The organism is Microbacterium sp. 4-7 (genome assembly GCF_014332665.1).
Lineage (GTDB): Bacteria > Actinomycetota > Actinomycetes > Actinomycetales > Microbacteriaceae > Microbacterium.
Window position 1 is genome coordinate 498892 of the sequence record NZ_MCRH01000001.1, and the last position, 20819, is coordinate 519710.

Below are 20819 nucleotides of genomic sequence, written 5' to 3' on the forward strand. Positions count from 1 at the left end.
GAGGCGGAGCGGCTCACGCTGCGGCTATCGGGTTCCGCCCTCGGGCCTGAACGTCGCGAGCACCGCATCGCTCACGTGCTGAGGAGTCGTGGCCAGGGCCTCGCGCGGATCGAGGAGGCGAGTCGGAACACGGTCACCGCGAAGCTCCTCCCGCGTCGATGGTTCGAGTACGTAGAGACGAAGGGCGAGCCAGAGCAGTGTCCCGTCCAGCCCCAGCGCTGCCGGGTCGATGTCGATCACGCCGCGCCTGCGTGAGAAAGGAGGTACGCCCAGGCGCAAGCAGAGGTAGCGACGGCCGCGAGGATCACGTTCAGCACGACCACGGCCACCCACAACGGTCGTCCGATCGAGTACTCGAGCGCACTGCGCGGCATCGTTCTGGGCTGCTTCATCGTTCCCGCATCATCCGAAGATCGAGTTCTCAGCTAAGCACGCGTCCGTCGCTCCGCCGATATACGCGTCGGGCCGGATCAGATCCCATGATGTCGAGTCACGGATGCCGTCCCCCCTGCGTGCCCCGCCGCCGCGCCATCCGCGCCGGGGCCGGAGCCGCGCCGGCCGATGCGGTTACGCTGGTCGACGGGGGGTCGTCGACGCGTCCCCCGTGGGAACGAGGAGACACACCGATGAACGAGCCCTACGCGCCCGGCCCCTCCGCAGGTTCGACGCCGCCGCCTCCGCCTGCGCCCTCCGCCCAGGCCGCCGCGCCGGCTCCTCCCGCTCCCGCGACCCGCGCCGAATCGTCGGCCCCCGCGGCCCCCGCGGCCTCCCCGTCGGCGAGCAGGAAGTCCGAAGCGCCGACGGACGCCGAGCTCCAGCGCGCGAGCGCCGTGCTCAAGACCGTGTCCGACGCGTACTCGGCCAAGATGGTCGGCCAGGAGCGTCTGCGCATGAGCCTGCTGATCTCGCTGATCGCGGGCGGGCACATCCTGCTCGAGAGCGTTCCGGGTCTGGCGAAGACCACCGCGGCCAGCACCCTCGCCGACACCGTGAGGGCGCAGTTCAAGCGCATCCAGTGCACCCCCGACCTGCTGCCCAGCGACATCACGGGCAACCAGATCTACGACGCGGCGACCGGGTCGTTCCGCACCGTGCTCGGACCGGTGCACGCGAACTTCGTGCTCCTCGACGAGATCAACCGCTCGAGCGCCAAGACCCAGAGCGCCATGCTCGAGGCCATGCAGGAGCACCAGACCACGATCGGCGGCGAGGTCCACCACCTGCCCAAGCCGTTCCTGGTGATCGCGACGCAGAACCCCATCGAGCAGGAGGGCACCTACGAGCTGCCCGAGGCGCAGATGGACCGCTTCCTGCTCAAGGAGATCGTCGAGTACCCGAGTCCCGCCGAGGAGTTCGAGATCCTCGGCCGCATCGACTCGGGAGTGCTCGATCCCGACCGTCACGTCTCGAGCGCCATCAGCCTCGACGACGTGCACATGCTGCAGGACGTCGCGAGCCGCATCTACGTCGACCCCGCGATCCGCAACTACATCGTCTCGATCGCCTATGTCACGCGGAACCCCGCCCCGTACATCGGCGAGGAGCGCGCGCGCTTCATCAAGTACGGCGCGAGCCCGCGCGCGAGCATCGCGTTCCTGCAGGCGTCGCGGGCGCTGGCGCTGCTCAACGGCCGCGGCCACGTGATCCCCGAGGACATCCGCTCGCTGCGCCACCTCGTGCTGCGTCACCGCGTGCTGCTGACGTTCGAGGCCGACGCCGAGGGCATCCGCAGCGAGGAGATCATCGACCAGATCTTCGCGTCCGTCCCCACGCCCTGACCCGCCATGGCCAGCCTGATCGCCCAGGTGAAGAGCAAGCTCTTCATCCACTCGTCGCGCAAGTCGCTGCACGCGCTCGACGGCGCCTACGCGTCGCTGCTGCACGGCCGCAGCCTCGACTTCGAGGACCTGCGCAAGTACGAGTACGGCGATCAGGTGCGCGACATCGACTGGCGCGCGACGGCTCGACTGGGCACTCCTCTGGTCAAGCGGCACCGTGCGATGCGGATGCACACGGTCCTCTTCGTGGTCGACACCGGCCGCTCGATGGGCGCGCTCGCGCACGACGAGAAGTCGAAGAAGGACCTCGCGATCCTCGCCACCGGCGTGCTCGGCGTGCTGGCGCTGCGGCACGGCGACGACTTCTCACTGGTCTACGGCGACTCCGACCGCATCCGCCGCCGCGCGCCGGGCCGCAGCGAGGGCGCACTGGAACACGCGCTGCGCACGATCGACCGGTCGATCGACACGAGCAGGGCAGCCAGCGACCGCGACGCGCTGCTGTCGTACGTCACGCGCACGATCTCTCGCCGCATGATCGTCGTCGTCATCACCGACGAGGCTCCGGTCACGACGGAGACCGAACGGATGCTGCGCCGACTGCGCGTGCAGCACGACGTCCTGTGGCTGACCGTGAGCGACGCCGATCCGGTGCTCGACCACGCGACGGCCACCATCCGCAGCGATGTCGACAGCATGTGGGAGGTGCCGGACTTCGTGCAGGGCGACCCCGACATCATCCGCGAGCTCGCCGCGCAGACCGAGGCCGACGCGGCACGACTCGCTGAGCTGCTCAAGCGGATGGAGATCAGCCACAGCGTGCTGGCGGGTCAGGACGACGCCGTCTCGCAGCTGCTTCAGCTGCTGAATCGGAGGTCGAATGCCCGACTCTGATGAGCTGTACCCGCCTTTCCAATACGGCTGGGGCTGGATCCTGGTCGCATTCGGCATCCTCCTGCTGCTGATCGCGGCAGCGTGGGTGGTCGTGGCGCTCACCAGGCCGCGGCGTGACCTCACGCTGTCGCGCGACGCCCAGGGACCGACCCTGCTCACCACCGACGTGCTGTCGCAGCTGCGGGTCGAGTACTTCGACCGGATCCAGCGCATCGAAGACGACTACCGCGCCCGCACCCTGTCCGCCCGCAACGCGAACCTCGAGCTCAGCCGCGTCGTGCGCACCTTCGTGAACGAGTACAGCGGACTCGAGGCACCGGTGCTCGCGCTCGACGACCTCGTCTCTCGAGGGGTCCATCCCGCGCTCGTCGACGCCATGGGTCGCCACTACTACCCCAGCATCTTCCGGCCCGGTCCCGCGATCGACCCGATCGCCGGCGCCGAGGCGGCCCGAACGGTGGTGCGCACATGGCACTAGCGAACGGGTGGCTCATCCTCGTCGCCGTGGCCGTCGTCGTCATCGCGATAGCGCTCGGAATCGTCATCGGGCTGCGCAGCGGTGCGAAGACCGAGGCCCACGAGCGCGCCCGCGTCGCCCGAGCCGAGCGCCTGCGCGCGCTGCCGACTTTCCGCCAGGCGTTGAACCGCCGCGTGCTCGCACTGTCGAGCATCCTGCTCATCGGCGTGATCGCGACCCTCGCGGCCGGGGTCGTCTCCGCCCGGCCGATGGCGTCGCAGACCATCCAGCCCGTCAACACGAGCCGCGACATCATGCTCTGCCTTGACGTCTCGGGGTCGATGAGCGAGGTCGACGTCGAGGTGCTCACGGTCTTCGAGGAACTGCTCGAGGACTTCGAGGGTGAACGCATCGGCCTCACGATCTTCAACAGCTCTCCCGTGCAGATCTTCCCCCTGACCGATGACTACGAGTTCATCCGCAGCCACCTGCAGAGCATCCGCGAGAGCTTCGAGTTCACCGAATCGGTCCCCGAGCACTGGGTCGGCACGCTCAACGGCAACGGCGCCTCGCTGATCGGCGACGGCCTCGCGGCATGCGCGATGGCGTTCGACCACCCCGACGACGAGCGGTCGCGCTCGATCATCTTCGCGACCGACAACGAGGTCAACGGCGCCTCGATCGTGACGCTCGACGAGGCCGCCGCGTATGCCGCATCGAACGGCGTGCGCGTCTTCGCACTCAACCCGGTGCAGGGCAAGGACGCCGACGTCAGCGCCGAGCTCACGAAGGCCGCCGAGGCCACGGGCGGACAGGCGTACGGCCTCCGGGACACCACCACCGTGAGCGACATCGTCACGCAGGTGCAGGAGCAGGAGGCGTCCGCGCTGAAGGGTCAGGCGCAGGTCGTCTGGACAGACGCGCCGAACCTCTGGATCGTCGTGCTGATGATCTCGATGCTCTCGTTCATCGTCGTGCTGTGGAGGGTGAGACTGTGATCTTCCAGCCCGTGCTGAACGTCTTCCTCCTCGCTCTGCTCTGCGCGCCGGTGGCCGCCCTCGCCGTGATGGCGCTGGTCAGGGCGACCGGCCGCGGACGGGCGCTCTGGGCCATGCGGCTCGTCATGCTGCTCGCGTGTTTCGTCATGCTCCTGCGCCCGGGGATCCCCGGCGGTGCCACCGAGACCCTCGCGACCGACACCGACATCGTGCTCGTCGTCGACACCACCGCGAGCATCGTCGCCGAGGACTGGGACGGCGACAGGCCTCGCCTCGACGGCGTCCGCGCCGACGTGCAGGCGATCGTCGACGAGTACCCCGGTGCGCGGTTCGCGCTGATCACGTTCGACGCCACGGCCGATCTCCGCATGCCGCTCACCACCGACACCACCGCGCTCGTCTCGTCGCTCGAGGTGCTGCGCCCCGAGGTGACGAGCCAGTCGCGCGGCAGCTCCATCGGCATCGCGAACCAGCTGCTCTCGGACACCCTGTCGAACGCGGCCGAGTCGTCGCCCGATCGCTCGCGCATGGTGTTCTACTTCGGAGACGGCGAGCAGACGGTCTCGTCGGCCCCCGAGCCGTTCGACGGGAGCGCCGAGCTCACCGACGCCGGCGCCGTGCTCGGGTACGGCACCGCGGAGGGCGGACCGATGAAGCTCACCACGGGCGGCGTGGACGGTTCGTCGAGCGAATACATCGAGTACGAGGGGGCGGACGCACTGTCGGTGATCGACGAGGGGAACCTCGAGGCGATCGCCTCGGATCTCGGAGTCGAGTACCAGCACCGCACCGCGGATGCCGCACTCACCCTGCCCGAGGCGCCCTCGACCACCACCACCTACGCGGAGTCCGGAACCGTGGGCAACGTGACCGAGCTCTACTGGGTCGCCGCCCTCGTGATCGTGGCGCTGCTCGGCGTGGAGCTCACGAGGGCGAGCATGCTCGTGGCCCGACTGCGTCTGCTGCGAGCGCCGTCGACATCGCCGCGACGCCGGACGACCGACGGAGGTGCCGCATGACAGATCTGTCTGCACGCGCCGGCGGGACGCCGTCCGACAGCCCGGAGGACCTGAGGGCGTCGGCCGCCGCCGCGCTGCTGGCCTCGAATCGTCGCCGTCGCCGCATCCGACGGTGGATCGCGATCGGCACGCTTCCGCTGACGCTGGCCGCACTGCTGTTCGTCGGCAAGATCCTCAGTATGTACGCATTCGCGCACCAGTCGATCACCGCGTACGTGGCCGATGACTATGCCGGATCAGAGGCGTCGGCCCGCGGGCAGGAGTTCCTCAACTGGTTCGAGCCCTTCAAGGCGCCGTTCAACGTCGGCACCGCGCTGGCGGGCGCCGAGAAGCTGCCGGATGCTCGGGCGAAGCTCGAGGAATCACTCGACCTCGCGACCGGCCTCGAGGTGTGCACGGTGCGCATCAACCTCGCTCTCGTCCTCGAGCGCATGGGTGACGCCGCCCGCGCCGAGGGCGACGGCGAGGGGGCCGCGGAGTTCTACGGCGAGGCGCTCACCATCACGACCGAGATGCCCGAGGAGTGCAACAGCGACGAGGCGCAGGAGCAGTCGTCCGACCCCGACCGAGACATGCAGCAGAGCAGGGAAGACCTCGAGGACCGCCTCAAGCAGAAGCAGCAGAACGAGCAGCCGCCGCCGGAGGAGGAGCAGGAGCAGGAGCCGCAGCCCTCCGACGAGAAGCTCGAAGAGCTCGAGGACAAGCTCGAGCAGGGCACGCAGGAGCGCGATCAGCAGCAGGGCGACGATGGCGGAGGCTCGGGAACGGACAAGCCATGGTGATGGATCACGAGAAGCAGCGGGCCCGCTACGTCGCCGGCACGGAGGGAGCGCCGCCCGTGCCGCCGCCCGGTGGCTATCGCAACGCCCGCCGCCAGGCCGGGCCGGTCGTGCAGCATCCCGGTGCTCCGGCGATGTCGGGCACGGCGACCGCAGGCGAGGTCGCCTCCGCCGAGAAGAAGCCGGCGAACGCACTCGGCTGGATCGCACTCATCGCCGGCATCCTGTTCGCCCTGATCCTCCTCATCATGCTCGCGATCGGAGCGACCGACGCGGTCTACGGCGTGACGATGCTGACGCTGCAGCTCGTCGTCGTCGCCGTCGTGATCGGCGCGCTGTTCACCGCCCGAGGACGCACGCTGGCAGCCGTCGCCCTCGCTGTCACGCTGATCTTCAACGTCGCCACCGTGGGCGGCATCGGTGCACTGCAGACGTCGGCCTCGGGCAGCTACGACGGCATGAAGACCGACGAGCAGAAGCACGAAGAGGCCTACCCGGGCATCAAGGGCACCGACCCGCAGGACGCTCTCACCCAGCAGTCGCTCGAAGAGGTGAAGGCCGAGGCGGACAGCCTGTTCGCCGACATCCGCGAGCGCATCACCGCCGAGTACGGATACGACTGGGTGCAGGTCGGCGACGAGGATCTGCGTCCGGAGCGCAACGGCTACGGCGGCGAATCGATGCTCATCGAGTACACCTCCGCCGGCTGGGCCACCACCGAGCCGATCCAGGACTACAGCCTCAAGCTCGAGGTCATGTCGACGATCGACTCGGTCGTCGCCGAGCACGGTCTGCCCACGCTGTACTCGTTCAACGGGGAGTACTCGGGGATCGACCCGTCGATGATCGCGAAGCTCTACGGCAGCGAAGACCCGCGCGAGCAGCACACGTGGGAGTACTACACCGAGAACTACCCCGATCCGATGAGGTTCTACGCGAACATCTTCGACCTCTCGAACGACCCGTCGGGCGACTTCCTGACGACGCGCGAGGCGCAGAACGCCCGCACCGGCGAGCCCCTCGAGGGGCTGCAGATGGTGGTCATCGCGAGCGCCGTGCTCAGCGATGCGGACCGAGCCGAGTTCGAGCAGAAGCTGCAGGAGTACCCCGGGTTCTGAGCCCTGCCGGCTCTACCACGCCGCTGACCGCGGTCGCGCTCGTCTTATCTCTCGCGACGCCCAGATCAGCTCGCGAGCGAGAGCCCCGCGGCGAGCGCGAAGCCCAGCACGGTCGCGAGCCCGGTCACCTGCTTGGCCTTCTGCTGCGCGTCGGGCACCATCGAGTCGACGAGCATCACGAGCAGCGCGCCTGCCGCGAAGCCGCTCGCGCCGGCCCGGAAGTCGTCGCCGGTGCTGCTCGCCACAGCGAATCCGGCGACGGTCGCCAGCGCGCAGATGACCGAGATGCCGGCCCACAGCAGCAGCACGCGCGACTTCGCCATGCCGCCCTTCAGCAGGTCGGCGGCCGAGCCGATCGACTCGGGTAGGTTCGAGACCACGATCGCCACGACGAGCGCGATGCTCACCGGTTCTCCGGAGGCCAGTCCGATTCCCAGCACGAGCTGCTCGGGGATGCCGTCCAGCAGTGCTCCGAGCGCGAGCGGGACGCCCGCCCCCTGCTCCTGGGACTTCGCGGCTCGCGCATCGAGGATCCGGTCGGCGATGAAGTACGCGAGCGCGCCCGCGACCACGCCGACGATGAGAGGGATGGGGCCTGCGAGGTCCAGCCCCTCCTCCCACAGCTCGAAGGCGATGGAGGCCATCAGGGCACCGGCTCCGAAGCCGAGCACGATGCCCAGCCAGCGCGGCGGCCAGGTGCGCAGCAGAGCGAGAACAGCGCCGACGATGAGGGGCGACGCCGCGACGACGCCCCACAGGATCGCTCCACCCATGCCGTCCTCCTTCACGGACACTCTGCCACCGTCGGGGCCGATCGTGCAGAAGCGGAGAGCTACGCCCGCACGCGTCGGGCCGCGTCGCCTCAGTCGACCGCGACGCGATGGATGCCGAGGTCGGTGCGCCCGGGAAGCAGGTCCGATCGCAGCGCCCGGGTGCCGTGGTAGTCGCCATCGCGCAGCCGACGGTACGGGCGGCTCGGAGATTCGAACGCCACTCCGGAGAGCCTCTCGATCAGCCGTGCGCTCTCGAGATCGACGCGCTCCGCGTCCAACCCGTCAGCGTCGTGGACGACGTGCAGGTCGAGCGGCTCGATGCCCGTGTACCAGAGGGTGCCGTGGGTCAGCGGGAACAGCAGCGAGTCCAGATCCCCGCTGATGCCCCGTTCTCCGATCGAGCGCTCGTCCTCCCCTGCCGTCACGATCACGAGGGCTCGGCGCCCGGCGAGCGGGCCCTCTCCGTATCGCAGCGGCAGACCGGTCTCGGCATCCGCGGGGCCGTAGGCGAAGCCGTTGGTGAGCACCCGATCGAGCCAGCCTTTGAGGATCGCCGGCGGTCCGTACCACCACAGCGGGAACTGGAGCACGACGAGGTCGGCGGCCGCGAGCTTGCGCTGCTCCTCGGTGACGTCCGGCGGCAGCTGGCCCGCGGCGTACGCCTCGCCCATCAGGTCGACGACGCTGCCCTCACGCCCCCGGGGCTCGCCCAGATCCGGCGTTGCGAGAACCGGATCGAAGCCCTGAGAGTACAGGTCGGTGATCTCGACATCGTGGTCGTGCACGAGGGCGTCGACCCCATCTCGGAACAGTCGCGCGTTGAACGAGCTCGATCGGGGGTGGGCATAGATCCAGTGGACGGTCGGGCGCGATGCTGACACGAGTGTCCTTCCTTCAGCGGGCATCGATGGCCGGGTTCTCGGCAGTGGTCACCGGCGAGCGTCTCCACAGCGGCAGGAGCGCGGCGGCGACGACCGCGACGGTCGCGACCAGCAGGGCGACGAGGAAGCCGCGAGACCCGACGATCGATGCGATCGTGCCGAGCACCGCGATGCCGAGACCGCCGCCGAGGGCGAACCCGACCTCCTGGATCGCCCCCACCTGACCGGCGTCGTCCTCCGTCGTGACGTCGAAGAGCGTGGTGGCGGCGAGCGTCGCCGCGACTCCGAACCCCGCGCCGACGAGCACCAGAGGGATCACGACCAGCTCGACGCCCGTCGACAGCCACGCGAGTCCCGCCCCCTGCACCACCAGGGCGAGCACGGTGAGCGTCGGCGAGGTCAGCCACCGCAGGAACAGGGGTGCGAGCACCCCGCCGAGGGCGATCGCCACCGCCTGCGGCAGGATCGCGATACCGGCTTCGGCCGCGCTGAAGCCCCGCGCATCCTGCAGGTGGAGGCTCACCAGGAGCACGGATGCCGTCGACACCCCGCTGCTCGCCAGGATGCGCACGATCGCGGGGCTGAAGCCGGGCACGCCGAACAGCCGCATGTCGATGAGAGGCTCGGCGAGGGCACGCTGGCGGCGGATGAAGAAGACGAGCGTCGCGACGGCGATGACACCCGCGATGCCGGCGGCGAGGGGAGCGGCGAGCGCCTCGTGCAGGGCGAAGACGAGAGACCCGAGCGCGACGATCGACGACACGATGCTGAGGATGTCCCACGACGGGCGACGGGAGCTGCGCGAATCCGGCACGAGCCAGATCGCGAGCACCCCGGCGACGACGGCGAGCGGCACGCTTCCGAGCAGCAGCCAGCGCCACCCCGGCCCCTCGGTCACCAGCCCGCCGAGCACGGGTCCGAGCGCGCTGCCGGCACCGAACGTCGCGGTCCACAGCCCGTAGGCGAGCACCCGCTGCCGTGCGTGATAGTGCGCCCCGATCGTCGCGACGACGCCCGCCACGACGAACGCCTCGGCGACGCCGAGGAGCGCCCGGACGACGATGAGCAGCATCCCGTCCTGAGCGAATCCGCCTACGAGGTTGAGCACCGCGAAGCCGGCGAGACCGGCGAGCACGATCCGCTTGCGACCGAACGCGTCTCCGATCCTGGCCGCGATGATCAGGGTCGCCGCCAGCGACAGCGCGTACACGTCGACGAGCCACAGCGCGCCGCTGTCGGACAGGACGAGATCGCCGCGGATCGCGGGCAGTGCGGTCGACATGCTGCTGATCGCGAGAGCCCCGATCAGGATGCCGAGAAGCAGCGGGATCATGGCGAGCCACGGATGCAGGGTCGTGCGCGGTCGAGCGGGTGCCGTGGGAATCGGGAAGGTCACCGCATCAGTCTCCCGGTCTGAGTACACTTCAGACAAGTACTGTCATTCGGGGTAGATAGTGACCGGATGGATACCATGACGACCAGGAGGCGGAGCGATGAGGGAGAAGACCGAGCGGATCGTCCGGGAGTGGGGCGACGCGTGCGACGCGGAGATCTCGATCGCCGTCCTCGGCGGGGCCTGGAAGCCCAGCATCCTCAGCCTCCTCGGTGAGCATGAGGTCCTGCGGTTCGGCGAGCTCAGCCGGCTTCTCGACGAGCCCACAGCCCGCGTGCTCACCCGTCAGCTGCGCGAGCTGGAGGATGACGGCCTGATCCTCCGCACGGTCTACCGGCAGGTGCCTCCCAAGGTCGAATACCGCCTCAGCGACCTCGGGCGCGGATCGATGCCGCTCGTCGAGGCGCTCACGAGCTGGGGTGCCGGCTACGCCGCGCATCAGCGACGCGAGTTGGTGCGGCTCGACTCCGAGCCCGAGGCACTCGACGCCGGCGTCGCCCGCTGACGGCCGACGCCGTCCGAAACAGCCGACACGCCGCCGATAGACTGGGAAGCATGTCCAAGGTCCTCCAGTCACTTCCCGTCGGCGAGCGCGTCGGCATCGCCTTCTCCGGAGGACTCGACACCTCCGTCGCCGTCGCGTGGATGCGCGACAAGGGCGCCGTCCCCTACACGTACACCGGTGATCTCGGTCAGTACGACGAAGACGACATCGAGTCGATCCCCGGCCGTGCCCTCGAGTACGGCGCCGAGGCCTCGCGCCTGGTCGACTGCAAGACCGCGCTGGTCGAAGAGGGTCTGGTGGCGCTCGCCTGCGGCGCCTTCCACATCCGCTCCGGCGGCCGCACCTACTTCAACACCACTCCCCTCGGCCGCGCCGTCACCGGCACGCTGCTGGTGCGCGCCATGAAGGAGGACGGCGTCGACATCTGGGGCGACGGCTCGACCTACAAGGGCAACGACATCGAGCGGTTCTACCGCTACGGCCTGCTCGCCAACCCGCGTCTGCGCGTGTACAAGCCGTGGCTGGATGCCGACTTCGTCACCGAGCTCGGCGGCCGCAAGGAGATGAGCGAGTGGCTCGTCGCCCACGACTTCCCCTACCGCGACTCGGTCGAGAAGGCGTACTCGACCGACGCCAACATCTGGGGCGCCACGCATGAGGCGAAGACGCTCGAGCACCTCGACGTCTCGCTCGAGACCGTCGACCCCATCATGGGCGTGAAGTTCTGGGACCCCTCGGTCGCGATCGAGACCGAGGACGTCTCCGTCACGTTCGAGGCCGGCCGCCCCGTCGCACTCAACGGCGTCGAGTACACCGACCCGGTGGCCCTGGTGCAGGAGGCCAACACGATCGGCGGACGCCACGGCCTCGGCATGAGCGACCAGATCGAGAACCGCATCATCGAGGCGAAGTCGCGCGGCATCTACGAGGCCCCGGCCATGGCGCTGCTCTTCATCGCCTACGAGCGCCTCGTCAACGGCATCCTGAACGAGGACACCCTCGCGACCTACCACGAGCAGGGTCGCCGCCTCGGTCGACTGATGTACGAGGGCCGCTGGCTCGAGCCGCAGTCGCTCATGCTGCGCGAGTCCATCCAGCGCTGGGTCGGCCTCACGATCTCGGGCACCGTGACGATCCGCCTGCGCCGCGGTGACGACTGGACGATCCTCGACACCACCTCGCCGAACCTGTCGTACGGCCCCGAGAAGCTCTCGATGGAGCGCGTCGGCGACGCCGCCTTCGGCCCGGTCGATCGCATCGGCCAGCTCACCATGCGCAACCTCGACATCGCCGACTCGCGCGCACGCCTCGAGCAGTACGCGGGCCTCGGCCTCGTGGGCGGCGCGACCGGCGAGCTCGTCGGTCGCGTCACCGCCGGCGAGTCCGGCGAGATCACGGGTTCCGTCGAAGAGGTCGACGAGAACTTCGCCGACGCGGTCGACACCGCATCCGAGGGCGCTGCCTTCGACTCCGGCACCGACTGACGCCAAGGGTTCTGCAGAAGGGGGCGGATGCTGCGGCATCCGCCCCCTTTTCTGTCTGTGCCCGCCGCTCGCCGTTCACGATTCAGCATGAGCGCCGGGATTCGGGTCCGCATGGTGCTGATTGCGGCTTTAAGCGCCCATCCGTGCTGAGTTGTGAACGGCCCACCGTTCAGACCCTGTGAGTCCCCCGAGTTATCTTGCACACGGCTGTGCACAATACGTAGAATAGGGGCATGACAACCCGTGCTCCCCGCCGCGACTCCGTCGAGAACCGCGCCGGAATCCTCGACGCGGCCCGCGCGACCCTCGCCACCGACCCGCGGGCGTCCATCGACGTCATCGCCCGCAGCGCCGGCCTGTCGCGCCGCACGCTCTACGGCCACTTCGACGACCGCGAAGCCCTGGTCCGCGAGCTGATCTCGGTCGGGGCGCAGCGCTTCAACGCGATCGCCAAGTCCGTCACCGACGCCGACTCGCGCATCGCCCTCGCGCGCCTCGCCGCGCGGCTCTGGCAGGAGGCCGCGCACGTCCAGGTCGCCGCAGCGCTCGCGCTCGACGAAGCGCACGTCGAGCACACCGCAGACGCCCTGGCCCCGCTGCGCCGCACCGTCGCCGCCCTCGCGCGTCGCGGGCAGGAAGACGGCAGCTTCCGCACAGACCTCTCTGCCCCGACCCTCGCCCGCCTCATCGAAGAGGTCGCCCGCACGGTCGTCTCGCGCACGGACGCATCGAGTACCGGGGCAGCCGATCTCGCTGTTCGCACTCTGCTCAGCATCGCCGGACTCTCGTGGCGCGAGGCCGACGAGCTGTTGAGCGCGCACCCGGACATCGTCGAATCACAGGAGGTCAGCGCATGAGGGTCACCCTGCACGACGTGAGCAAGGGGCGCGGTGGCCAGGCGCTGCCGACGACGAGCCTCGAGTTCCACAGCGGAGCCGTGCGCTTCGCACTCGCCGAGACCGAGCAGCGCCCGACGGTGCTGGGCCTCATCGCCAGCGGTCGGATGCGGCCGGACACCGGGCGCGTGACGATCGACGGCGACGCGGACAACCGCGCGCTGCGCCGCACGATCGCGCTCGTCGACGCCCCCGACGTGAGCGATCCCCACACTGACATCACCCTCGCGGGTGTCGTCGGCGAAGAGCTCATGTTCGCCGGCGTCGGCGCCACCCCTCTGCACGCACGGCGCTGGCTGAATCAACTCGGCTTCGGCGAGCTCGCCGGCGTGGCGATCGGCAACGTCGATCCCGCCGCACGGGTGCGCATCCTCTGCGAACTCGCGATCCTCCGCACGGGCACCGAAGGAATCGTGCTCGTCTCGCCCGACCGTCACGGCGGCAGCCCGGACGGCTGGTGGCGGATCGCGTCGGAGTTCGCCGACCGCGGGTACGCGATGCTCGTCGTCATCGGCGGATCCGCCGCGGTCGCCCTCGAGCGCATGCACGAGCTCGAGGCGATCAACGCGTCCGGACCGGTCGAGCCGCTCGTCCTCGACCTGCCCGGCGGCTCTGATCCCGAGCCCGAGCCAGACTCCGAGGCCGAGCCCGAGCCGGCGCCCGAACCGGATCCCGAGCCCGACCCTGAGCCCGAACCGGATCCCGAGCCCGAGCCCGACCCTGAGCCAGAGCCCGAGGCGGAAAACCCGGACGAGCGCCCCGCGACACCGCATGCCGACGCCGAGCACGCGGATGCTCTCGGCTCTCCCCCGGCCGACGACGAAGACCCACCCGCAGAACCCGAGCCGAATACGACAGAGAACGGAGGCGAGCGATGAAGGTTCCCGCCATGATCGCCGCCGAGCTGCGGCGCCTCACCGCGAGCAGGATGGGCGTGATCGCCCTGATCGCACTGGTCTGCGTGCCCATCCTCTACGGCGGCCTGTACCTCTGGGCCAACCAGGACCCGTACGCGAAGTTCCCGGAGGTCCCCGTCGCGCTGGTCGTCGATGACAGCGGAGCCCCCGAGCCCACCACGGGAACGGATGCCGCCACCGGCGAGACCGTGAACTACGGCGAGGACGTCGCCGACAACCTCATCGACGGCAACGCCTTCGACTGGCAGCGGATGTCGGCCGACGAGGCCGCCGACGCATTGCGGGAGGGAACGGTCGACTTCACCGTCACGATCCCCGCCGACTTCTCGTCGGCGTTGACCTCGGCCGCGGGTGACGACCCCCACCAGGCGCGCATCGAGCTCGAGACCAACGACGCGAACAACTACCTCGCGTCGTCGATGGGCACGCAGGCGGTGGAGAAGATCCGCAGCTCGGTCGCCGAGATGGTGGGCAGCGAGGCCGCAGAGCGCCTGCTCACCGGCCTCAGCGAGGTGCGCGACAACCTCGTGACCGCGGTCGACGGAGCGACCCAGCTCGCCGACGGCGCCGACACCGCCGCCACCGGCAGTGCGACGCTCGCAGACGGAACCTCTCAGCTCGCCGCGGGCACGTCGCAGCTCGCGGGCGGCGCATCCGAGCTCGCCGGTGGTGCGGCGACGCTGGCGTCGGGGGCTCAGCAGGTCAGTGACGGCAACCGGCAGCTGGCCGACGTCGCGGACCGGGCCGGATCGGCTGTGCAGCAGGCGACGGATGCTCTGCCCCAGGCGCGCGAGGACATCGCCACCATGCTCACGGATCAGGGCCTGACGCCGGAGCAGATCAATCGCGTCCTCACGACCCTCGATCCCCTCGCGACACGACTCCAGGAGGGCAACTCGACCGTGCAGAACGCGGTAGACAAGGTCGACCAGCTCGCCGCAGGAGCGGACTCGGTGGCATCCGGCGCCTCGCAGCTCGCCGGCGGCGCGCAGACCCTGGCCAGCGGCGCGCAGACCGTCGCCACCGGCGCGGCGGCCGCGAACGACGGCGCGGCCCAACTGCGCGATGGGCTCGGCACCCTCGCGTCAGGCACGGCCGAGTTGCGCGACGGGCTCTCGGACGGTGTGCAGCAGATCCCCGTCTCGACGCCGGAGCTCCGCACGCTGCAGGCCGACACGATCGCCGACCCGGTCAAGGTCTCGAGCGACAAGGTCGCCTCCGCCGAGGACTACGGCGCCGGTCTCGCACCGTTCTTCGCCGCACTGTCGGCCTGGATCGGCATCTACGCCCTGTTCCTCATCGTGAAGCCGATCTCCCGCCGCGCGGTCACGGCGCTGCACTCTCCGATCCGAGTGACGCTCGCCGGGTGGCTCACCCCGGCGATGCTCGGCGCGGTGCAGATGTTGGGGCTCATGGGCATCCTGGCGATCACCCTGGGCTTCACGTTCAACAACCCCGTCGGCACCTTGGGCGTGATGATCTTCGCGTCGGCGACCTTCGCGGCGATCATCCTCGCCCTCAACGTCTGGCTCGGTTCCGTGGGGCAGTTCCTGGGACTCGTGCTCATGGTTCTGCAGCTCGTCACCGCGGGCGGCACGTTCCCCTGGCAGACCCTCCCCGCCCCGCTGGCCGCACTCCACCACGTGCTGCCGCTCGGCTACGTCGTCGACGCCATGCGGCAACTGATGTACGGCGGCAACCTCGGCCGGGCGGGCTGGGATCTGGTGGTGCTGGGCATCTGGCTGGTCGGCGCGCTGCTGCTCGCCGCCATCGGAGTGACGCGCATGACGCACCGGCGCACGCTGCGCGACCTGCAGCCGAGCCTGATCGGCTGACGCCGCGGGCGGGGGCGAGAACACCCCCGCCCGCGAATGCTTTATGGGTAGTATTCCGGAAGCGTCTGTTGAGACGCGCTCTGGGACTCTCTGGGACTGAGTTCCGCCATGCCACCCGAAAGAGTTCTCGAAGATGACAACCCATTCGACCGAGATCGTCGACCCGTCGCGCCCTTCCCTGGGTGCTCGCATCGGCCGCATCGTGTTCCTCGTCGTCGCTGCGATCGTGGTGGTCGCCGTCGCCGGTGCCTTCTTCGTGACCTGGACCATCCAGCGCTCGTTCCCGCAGACCGACGGCACCCTGTCGCTCGACGGGCTGCAGGCCGAGGTCACGGTGCAGCGCGACGCCAGCGGCATCCCGACCATCACCGCCGACTCATCGCACGATCTCTTCTACGCCCAGGGCTTCGTGCACGCGCAGGACCGCTTTTTTGAGATGGACTTCCGCCGCCACGTCACGGCGGGACGCGTGGCCGAGATGTTCGGCGAATCGCAGGCCGGGACCGATGCCTTCCTCCGCACGCTCGGCTGGCGCAAGGTCGCCGAGGCCGAGGTCGAGGCGATGGACGACGTCACCCGCGGCTACTACGAGGCCTACGCCGACGGCGTCAACGCCTACCTCTCCTCCCGCTCGGGTTCCGAGCTGTCGCTCGAATATGCCGTTCTCGGAATACAGAACCCGGAGTACGCGCCGGAGCCCTGGGAAGCCGCCGATTCGGTGGCGTGGCTCAAGGCGATGGCCTGGGATCTCCGCGGCAACGTCGAAGACGAGGTCGAGCGCTCGCTCCTGGCCGCACAGCTGGCGGAGACCTCCGACGCCGCCGGGATCACCACGACGCTCGACGAGCTGTACCCGCCGTATCCGTTCGAGGATCACCCCGTCATCGTCCCCGAGATCTCGACCGCCCCGATCACCGAGGCCGGTGCCGAGCCCGCCGCGTTCACGACCGATGGGAACGACGGCGAGATGCAGCAGGCGGCGACGACGATCCAGTGGCAGGAGGCGTCGGACGTGATCGAGGCGGCGAGTCTGCTCGTCGGCGATGTCGGCGAGGGCATCGGATCGAACTCGTGGGTCGTGTCCGGGGACCTCACCGACACCGGCATGCCGCTGCTCGCCAACGACCCGCACCTGGGCGCATCACTCCCCTCGGTCTGGTACCAGGTGCAGCTCCGGTGCAGCGAGGTCACCGACGACTGCCCGTTCGACATGGGCGGTTTCTCGTTCTCGGGTCTCCCCGGCATCGTGATCGGCCACAACCAGCAGGTCGCCTGGGGCTTCACCAACCTGACCACCGACGTCACCGACCTCTACGTCGAGCGGATCGAGGGCGACCAGTACTGGCGCGACGGCGCGCTGGTGCCGATCGACGAGACCACCGAGACGATCGCCGTGGCCGGGGGCGACGACATCGATCTCACGATCCGGTCGACCGTGCACGGACCGATCATCTCGGGTCTCACCGACGACTTCACCGCGATCGCCGACGACCCTGAGCCGGGCCTCGCCGCCGGCGGCGCCGCAGGTCCGGCGCCCACCGGCACCGCGCCGGAGGGAGCCGAGTACGCGGTCAGCCTGCGCTGGACGGCGCTCGACCCCGGCACGGCCGCGACCGCGATCTTCGCTCTGTCGACCACCCAGGACTTCGAGGAGTTCCGCGCGGCGGCCGCGCTGTTCGATGTGCCGGCACAGAACCTCATCTATGCGGACGTCGAAGGCAACATCGGCTATCAGACCCCCGGACGCCTCCCCGTGCGCGGGGCCGGCGACGGATGGATGCCGCAGCCCGGCTGGGACAGCAGCTACGACTGGACCGGATTCATCCCGTTCGACGAACTGCCGGTGTCGTACAACCCGGCATCCGGGTACATCGTGACCGCGAACAACGCGATCGTCACCGACGACTACCCCTACTTCCTCTCACGGGACTGGGACTACGGCTACAGGGCCGATCGCATCGCGCACCTGATCGAGCGACGCGCCGCCGCCGCACCGCTCACCGCCCAGGACATGCGGGAGATCCAGATGGACAGCGAGATGTGGATCGGCAAGCGACTGGCAACGGAGATGGAGGATGTGGAGGTGACGGGTGCGGGGACTGCAGATGCCGTGGCGCTGCTGCGCTCGTGGGACGCACAGAACGACGCAGGGTCGGCCGCAGCCGCCTACGCGAACGTCCTCTGGTCGAACCTCGTGCAGAACCTGTTCGCCGAACGCGACCAGCCTTTGCCGATCGACGGCCAGGGTCGACTCTTCACCGTCGTCGCGGATCTTCTCGACGACCCCTCCGACCCGCTCTGGACCAACCCGAGCATCGATGTCGCGGGCATGGACGAGATGCTCGCCCTGTCGGCCGAGGAAGCGTACGACGAGCTCTCCGCGGTTCAGGGCGACGTCGTCACCGCATGGAGGTGGGGCGACCTGCACGCGATCACCCTCACGAGCGACACCCTCGGGTCCTCCGGCATCGCCCCGATCGAAGCCCTCTTCAACCGCGGCCCCTACGCCGTCAGCGGCGGCGCGTCCGTGGTCAACGCCACCGGCTGGGAGCTCGGCACGTCGTACGCCACGACCACCGTGCCGTCGATGCGGATGGTCGTCGACCTCTCCGATCTCGACGCCTCGACCTGGATCCACCTCACCGGCGCATCCGGACACGCGTTCGACGAGCACTACGTCGATCAGACGTCCGACTGGGCGGCGGGGATTCAGCGGCCGTGGGCATTCACCGACGCGGCGGTCGATGCGGCGACGCGTCACACTCTGGTGCTGGCGCCGGCCGGTTAGCCCGGGGCGGCTCTGCGGGCTCAGGCGGGAGCAGGCGTGGCGGATGCTGCGGCGCGGCGTGCGATGAGCCAGATGCCGATCGCTGCGGCGAGGAAGATCGCGGCGAGGATCACCCAGCCCACGAAGCCGAAGGTGATCGCGGTGGCGTTCACGACGATCGGCGACGCCAGGGCTCCGAGCGAGAAGCCCATGCCGAACACGCCCTGGTAGGCGCCGGCTCGCACAGGGTCGGCGAGCTCGAAGCTGAGACCCCAGGCTCCGGCCTGCGACAGGATCTCGGCGAACGTGTGCGCGATCATGCCGACGATGAGGATGACGATCGCCGCCCATGCCGGAAGCCCCGCGGCGAGCGCGTAGATCAGGCAGGCGGAGACCATCAGCCAGCCGGCGATCATCGTCACCCTGCCGGCGATCCGCAGGTCGTGCGTGCCACGGGAGGCACGCACCTGGAACAGCACGACCAGCGCGGTGTTGACGATCAGGAGCACTGCGAACGTGGCATCCGGGGCGTTCGTGTACTCGCTGATCCACAGCGGCACCCCGAGTTCCGCGACTCCGAACTGCATGCCGAAGATCGCCGAGAGCGCGCTCAGCAGCAGGTACCTCGGGTCCCGCCACGGTGAGCGGCGGTTCCAGTCCCTGCGCTCGGCGGATGCCGCGGCCGTGGCGTGCGTGTCGATGGATCCCGTTTCCGTCAGCTGAGCCGCGGCTCGGTTGCGCGGCGGCGCGTCGACGGCCGAGGTCAGCCGCAGGAGGGAGAGCGAGCCGAGCGCGCAGACGGCACCCGCGCAGGCGATGACGACGCGGTAGGCCTCGGGTGTGCCGAGAGCCAGAGCGATCGCGCCGAATCCGGAGCCTGCCGCGATCGCGAGGTTCGTGACCGTGCGCAGCACCGCACGCGCGTGCACCCGCCGGTCCGGCGCGAAGCCCCGGGCGATGATCGCGGAACGAGCGGAATACCCCAGCGAGTCGAAGAAGCCCGAGAGGCTGGCGAGGACGAGCGCCGACACGAAGTCTCCGACGAACGCGTATGCGGCGAGCAGCACGCCACCCGCCATCTCGAAGCCGAAGGCGAGGCGTCGGGCGCTCCACCGATCGGCGAGCCAGCCGCCGAGGAGCGACCCGACCACCCCGCATCCGCTCGACACGGCGAGCACCACCGCGGCGTGCGCGGGCGAGAGGCCGATGATCTGCGTGAAGAACAGCACGGTGACCGCGAGGAAGACGCCGCGGCCGATGCGTGAGACGGCCGTCGCGGCGACGAGCGCGCGCAGCACCGGATCGCGCAGCCCGTCGGCGATGCGCGCGATGACACCCTTGGTCGAGCCTGAGGTCTCGCCCTCCGACTCGATCTGATCGGGATCGGGGTTCGGCGAAGACACCCTTCATCCTCGCACGACGCAGGCTCGCCCCTCGTCGCACACCGGCGTACGGCATGCGTGGATCCCGGTTCGTCGCAGGGGTCCCACTCGGTTAGCGTTGAGGTGTGGTCTCCAGCTATCTCGCCCCGAAGGGCACCCCCGTCACGCTGCTCGAGTTCGAGCACGCGGGCGCGACGCTGATCGCGGAGACCTTCGGCGACGGACCGCACACCTTCCTCCTGCTGCACGGCATCGGCATGGGACGCAGCGTCTACCTCGACGTCGTGCAGCGACTGAAAGGCCGGGTGATCGCACTCGACCTGCCCGGTTTCGGCGAAGCACCCGAGCCCGCTCGCACCTTCACCATGGAGCGTCACGCCGACCTCGTCGCCGCGTACCTCCGTCATGCCGACGAGGGCCCCGTCGTCGTCATCGGACACTCGATGGGCAGTCAGATCGCCGCGGAGCTCGCCGCCCGGCATCCCTCCCTCGTCGAGGGCGTCGTGCTCGCCGGTCCGACCGTCAACAAGGCCGCACGGAATGTCGCAGCGCAGGCGAGCTATCTCCTCACGGACCTGGTCGGCGAGCGCCCGCTCGTGATCTGGCGAGGTGCCCGCGAATATCTGCGCGGCGGCCCCCACCTCATCCGCAAGATCCGGGCGACCATCGTGCACGAGCCGGAGAAGGCGTTCGCGCGCATCGATCAGCCTGTGCTGGTGCTGCGCGGAGAAGACGACCCGCTCGCTCCGATGACCTGGTGCCAGGAGATCATCGACGAGATCCCGGGTGCCGATCTGCAGGTCATCCCGGATCACGGCCACGGCACGTTGATCAGCGACTCCGAGCCGGCCGCGCGCCTGATCCAGAGCTTCGCCGACGGCCTCTGACCCGCCGCCCCGCACTTTTCCGTTCACAACTCAGCATGAACGCATGTGAGCCCCGT

The 20819-nt window shown here is 69.6% G+C and carries 20 protein-coding genes; 14 read left to right on the forward strand and 6 right to left on the reverse strand.

Annotated elements, in window-relative coordinates; genetic code table 11:
• Window positions 1-24 precede the first annotated feature (24 nt).
• Window positions 25-240, reverse strand: coding sequence for a hypothetical protein (locus BEP68_RS02310; protein ID WP_187249104.1), 216 nt, complete (start codon window positions 238-240; stop codon window positions 25-27).
• Complete coding sequence (locus tag BEP68_RS02315) at window positions 237-392, reverse strand: hypothetical protein (protein ID WP_187249105.1); 156 nt, start codon at window positions 390-392, stop codon at window positions 237-239. Before BEP68_RS02315 ends, BEP68_RS02310 begins: the two co-directional genes overlap by 4 nt.
• Before the next feature lie 234 nt (window positions 393-626).
• On the opposite strand from BEP68_RS02315, the gene BEP68_RS02320 reads away from it, so the two are divergent.
• Genes BEP68_RS02320 through BEP68_RS02350 form a run of 7 tightly spaced genes read left to right on the forward strand, consistent with a single transcriptional unit; the run spans window position 627 to window position 7043 of the window.
• Complete coding sequence (locus BEP68_RS02320) at window positions 627-1778, forward strand: AAA family ATPase (protein ID WP_222839069.1); 1152 nt, start codon at window positions 627-629, stop codon at window positions 1776-1778.
• A 6-nt stretch (window positions 1779-1784) separates the two neighbouring features.
• Window positions 1785-2672: a DUF58 domain-containing protein gene (locus BEP68_RS02325; RefSeq protein WP_053098331.1), complete on the forward strand. Its 888-nt coding sequence runs from the start codon at window positions 1785-1787 to the stop codon at window positions 2670-2672.
• Window positions 2659-3150, forward strand: coding sequence for a hypothetical protein (locus BEP68_RS02330; RefSeq protein WP_053098330.1), 492 nt, complete (start codon window positions 2659-2661; stop codon window positions 3148-3150). The genes BEP68_RS02325 and BEP68_RS02330 overlap by 14 nt, the downstream gene beginning before the upstream one ends.
• Window positions 3141-4127: a vWA domain-containing protein gene (locus BEP68_RS02335; protein WP_187249106.1), complete on the forward strand. Its 987-nt coding sequence runs from the start codon at window positions 3141-3143 to the stop codon at window positions 4125-4127. Before BEP68_RS02330 ends, BEP68_RS02335 begins: the two co-directional genes overlap by 10 nt.
• Window positions 4109-5146 (forward strand): VWA domain-containing protein, encoded by a 1038-nt coding sequence (locus BEP68_RS02340; protein ID WP_315985254.1) that lies wholly within the window; start codon window positions 4109-4111, stop codon window positions 5144-5146. Before BEP68_RS02335 ends, BEP68_RS02340 begins: the two co-directional genes overlap by 19 nt.
• Window positions 5143-5928, forward strand: a complete 786-nt coding sequence (locus tag BEP68_RS02345; protein WP_187249107.1) for a hypothetical protein — start codon at window positions 5143-5145, stop codon at window positions 5926-5928. Before BEP68_RS02340 ends, BEP68_RS02345 begins: the two co-directional genes overlap by 4 nt.
• Window positions 5922-7043: a hypothetical protein gene (locus tag BEP68_RS02350; RefSeq protein ID WP_053098326.1), complete on the forward strand. Its 1122-nt coding sequence runs from the start codon at window positions 5922-5924 to the stop codon at window positions 7041-7043. Before BEP68_RS02345 ends, BEP68_RS02350 begins: the two co-directional genes overlap by 7 nt.
• A 65-nt stretch (window positions 7044-7108) precedes the next feature.
• On the opposite strand, the gene BEP68_RS02355 is transcribed toward BEP68_RS02350, so the two are convergent.
• The 3 genes from BEP68_RS02355 to BEP68_RS02365 form a co-directional block, all read right to left on the reverse strand.
• Window positions 7109-7816, reverse strand: coding sequence for a ZIP family metal transporter (locus BEP68_RS02355; protein ID WP_187249108.1), 708 nt, complete (start codon window positions 7814-7816; stop codon window positions 7109-7111).
• A gap of 89 nt (window positions 7817-7905) precedes the next feature.
• Window positions 7906-8697 carry an NAD(P)H-dependent oxidoreductase gene (locus tag BEP68_RS02360; protein WP_315985255.1) on the reverse strand — a complete coding sequence of 264 codons (792 nt, stop codon included), beginning with the start codon at window positions 8695-8697 and terminating at the stop codon, window positions 7906-7908.
• A gap of 13 nt (window positions 8698-8710) precedes the next feature.
• Window positions 8711-10093 carry an MFS transporter gene (locus tag BEP68_RS02365; RefSeq protein ID WP_187249110.1) on the reverse strand — a complete coding sequence of 461 codons (1383 nt, stop codon included), beginning with the start codon at window positions 10091-10093 and terminating at the stop codon, window positions 8711-8713.
• A gap of 97 nt (window positions 10094-10190) precedes the next feature.
• On the opposite strand from BEP68_RS02365, the gene BEP68_RS02370 reads away from it, so the two are divergent.
• The 6 genes from BEP68_RS02370 to BEP68_RS02395 all read left to right on the forward strand — a co-directional run bounded on the left by BEP68_RS02370 (window position 10191) and on the right by BEP68_RS02395 (window position 18515).
• Complete coding sequence (locus BEP68_RS02370) at window positions 10191-10595, forward strand: winged helix-turn-helix transcriptional regulator (RefSeq protein WP_187249111.1); 405 nt, start codon at window positions 10191-10193, stop codon at window positions 10593-10595.
• 50 nt (window positions 10596-10645) lie between these two features.
• On the forward strand, window positions 10646-12079 hold the full coding sequence (gene argG, locus BEP68_RS02375; protein WP_056275848.1) for an argininosuccinate synthase: 1434 nt from the start codon (window positions 10646-10648) through the stop codon (window positions 12077-12079).
• A gap of 233 nt (window positions 12080-12312) precedes the next feature.
• The gene (locus tag BEP68_RS02380; RefSeq protein WP_187249112.1) at window positions 12313-12936 is read left to right on the forward strand and encodes a TetR/AcrR family transcriptional regulator; all 624 of its coding nucleotides are present in this window, start codon (window positions 12313-12315) and stop codon (window positions 12934-12936) included.
• Entirely contained in the window at window positions 12933-13853 is a 921-nt protein-coding gene (locus BEP68_RS02385) for a hypothetical protein (RefSeq protein ID WP_187249113.1), read from the forward strand. Before BEP68_RS02380 ends, BEP68_RS02385 begins: the two co-directional genes overlap by 4 nt.
• Complete coding sequence (locus BEP68_RS02390; protein WP_187249114.1) at window positions 13850-15727, forward strand: YhgE/Pip domain-containing protein; 1878 nt, start codon at window positions 13850-13852, stop codon at window positions 15725-15727. Before BEP68_RS02385 ends, BEP68_RS02390 begins: the two co-directional genes overlap by 4 nt.
• 133 nt (window positions 15728-15860) lie before the next feature.
• Window positions 15861-18515: a penicillin acylase family protein gene (locus BEP68_RS02395; protein WP_187249115.1), complete on the forward strand. Its 2655-nt coding sequence runs from the start codon at window positions 15861-15863 to the stop codon at window positions 18513-18515.
• 20 nt (window positions 18516-18535) lie between these two features.
• Here BEP68_RS02395 and BEP68_RS02400 read toward each other — a convergent pair whose 3' ends face one another.
• The gene (locus BEP68_RS02400; protein ID WP_315985256.1) at window positions 18536-19897 is read right to left on the reverse strand and encodes an MFS transporter; all 1362 of its coding nucleotides are present in this window, start codon (window positions 19895-19897) and stop codon (window positions 18536-18538) included.
• Window positions 19898-20001: 104 nt separating this feature from the next.
• On the opposite strand from BEP68_RS02400, the gene BEP68_RS02405 reads away from it, so the two are divergent.
• A complete protein-coding gene (locus BEP68_RS02405) occupies window positions 20002-20763 on the forward strand; it encodes an alpha/beta fold hydrolase (protein ID WP_187249116.1) in 762 nt (253 codons plus the stop codon).
• Window positions 20764-20819 lie beyond the last annotated feature (56 nt).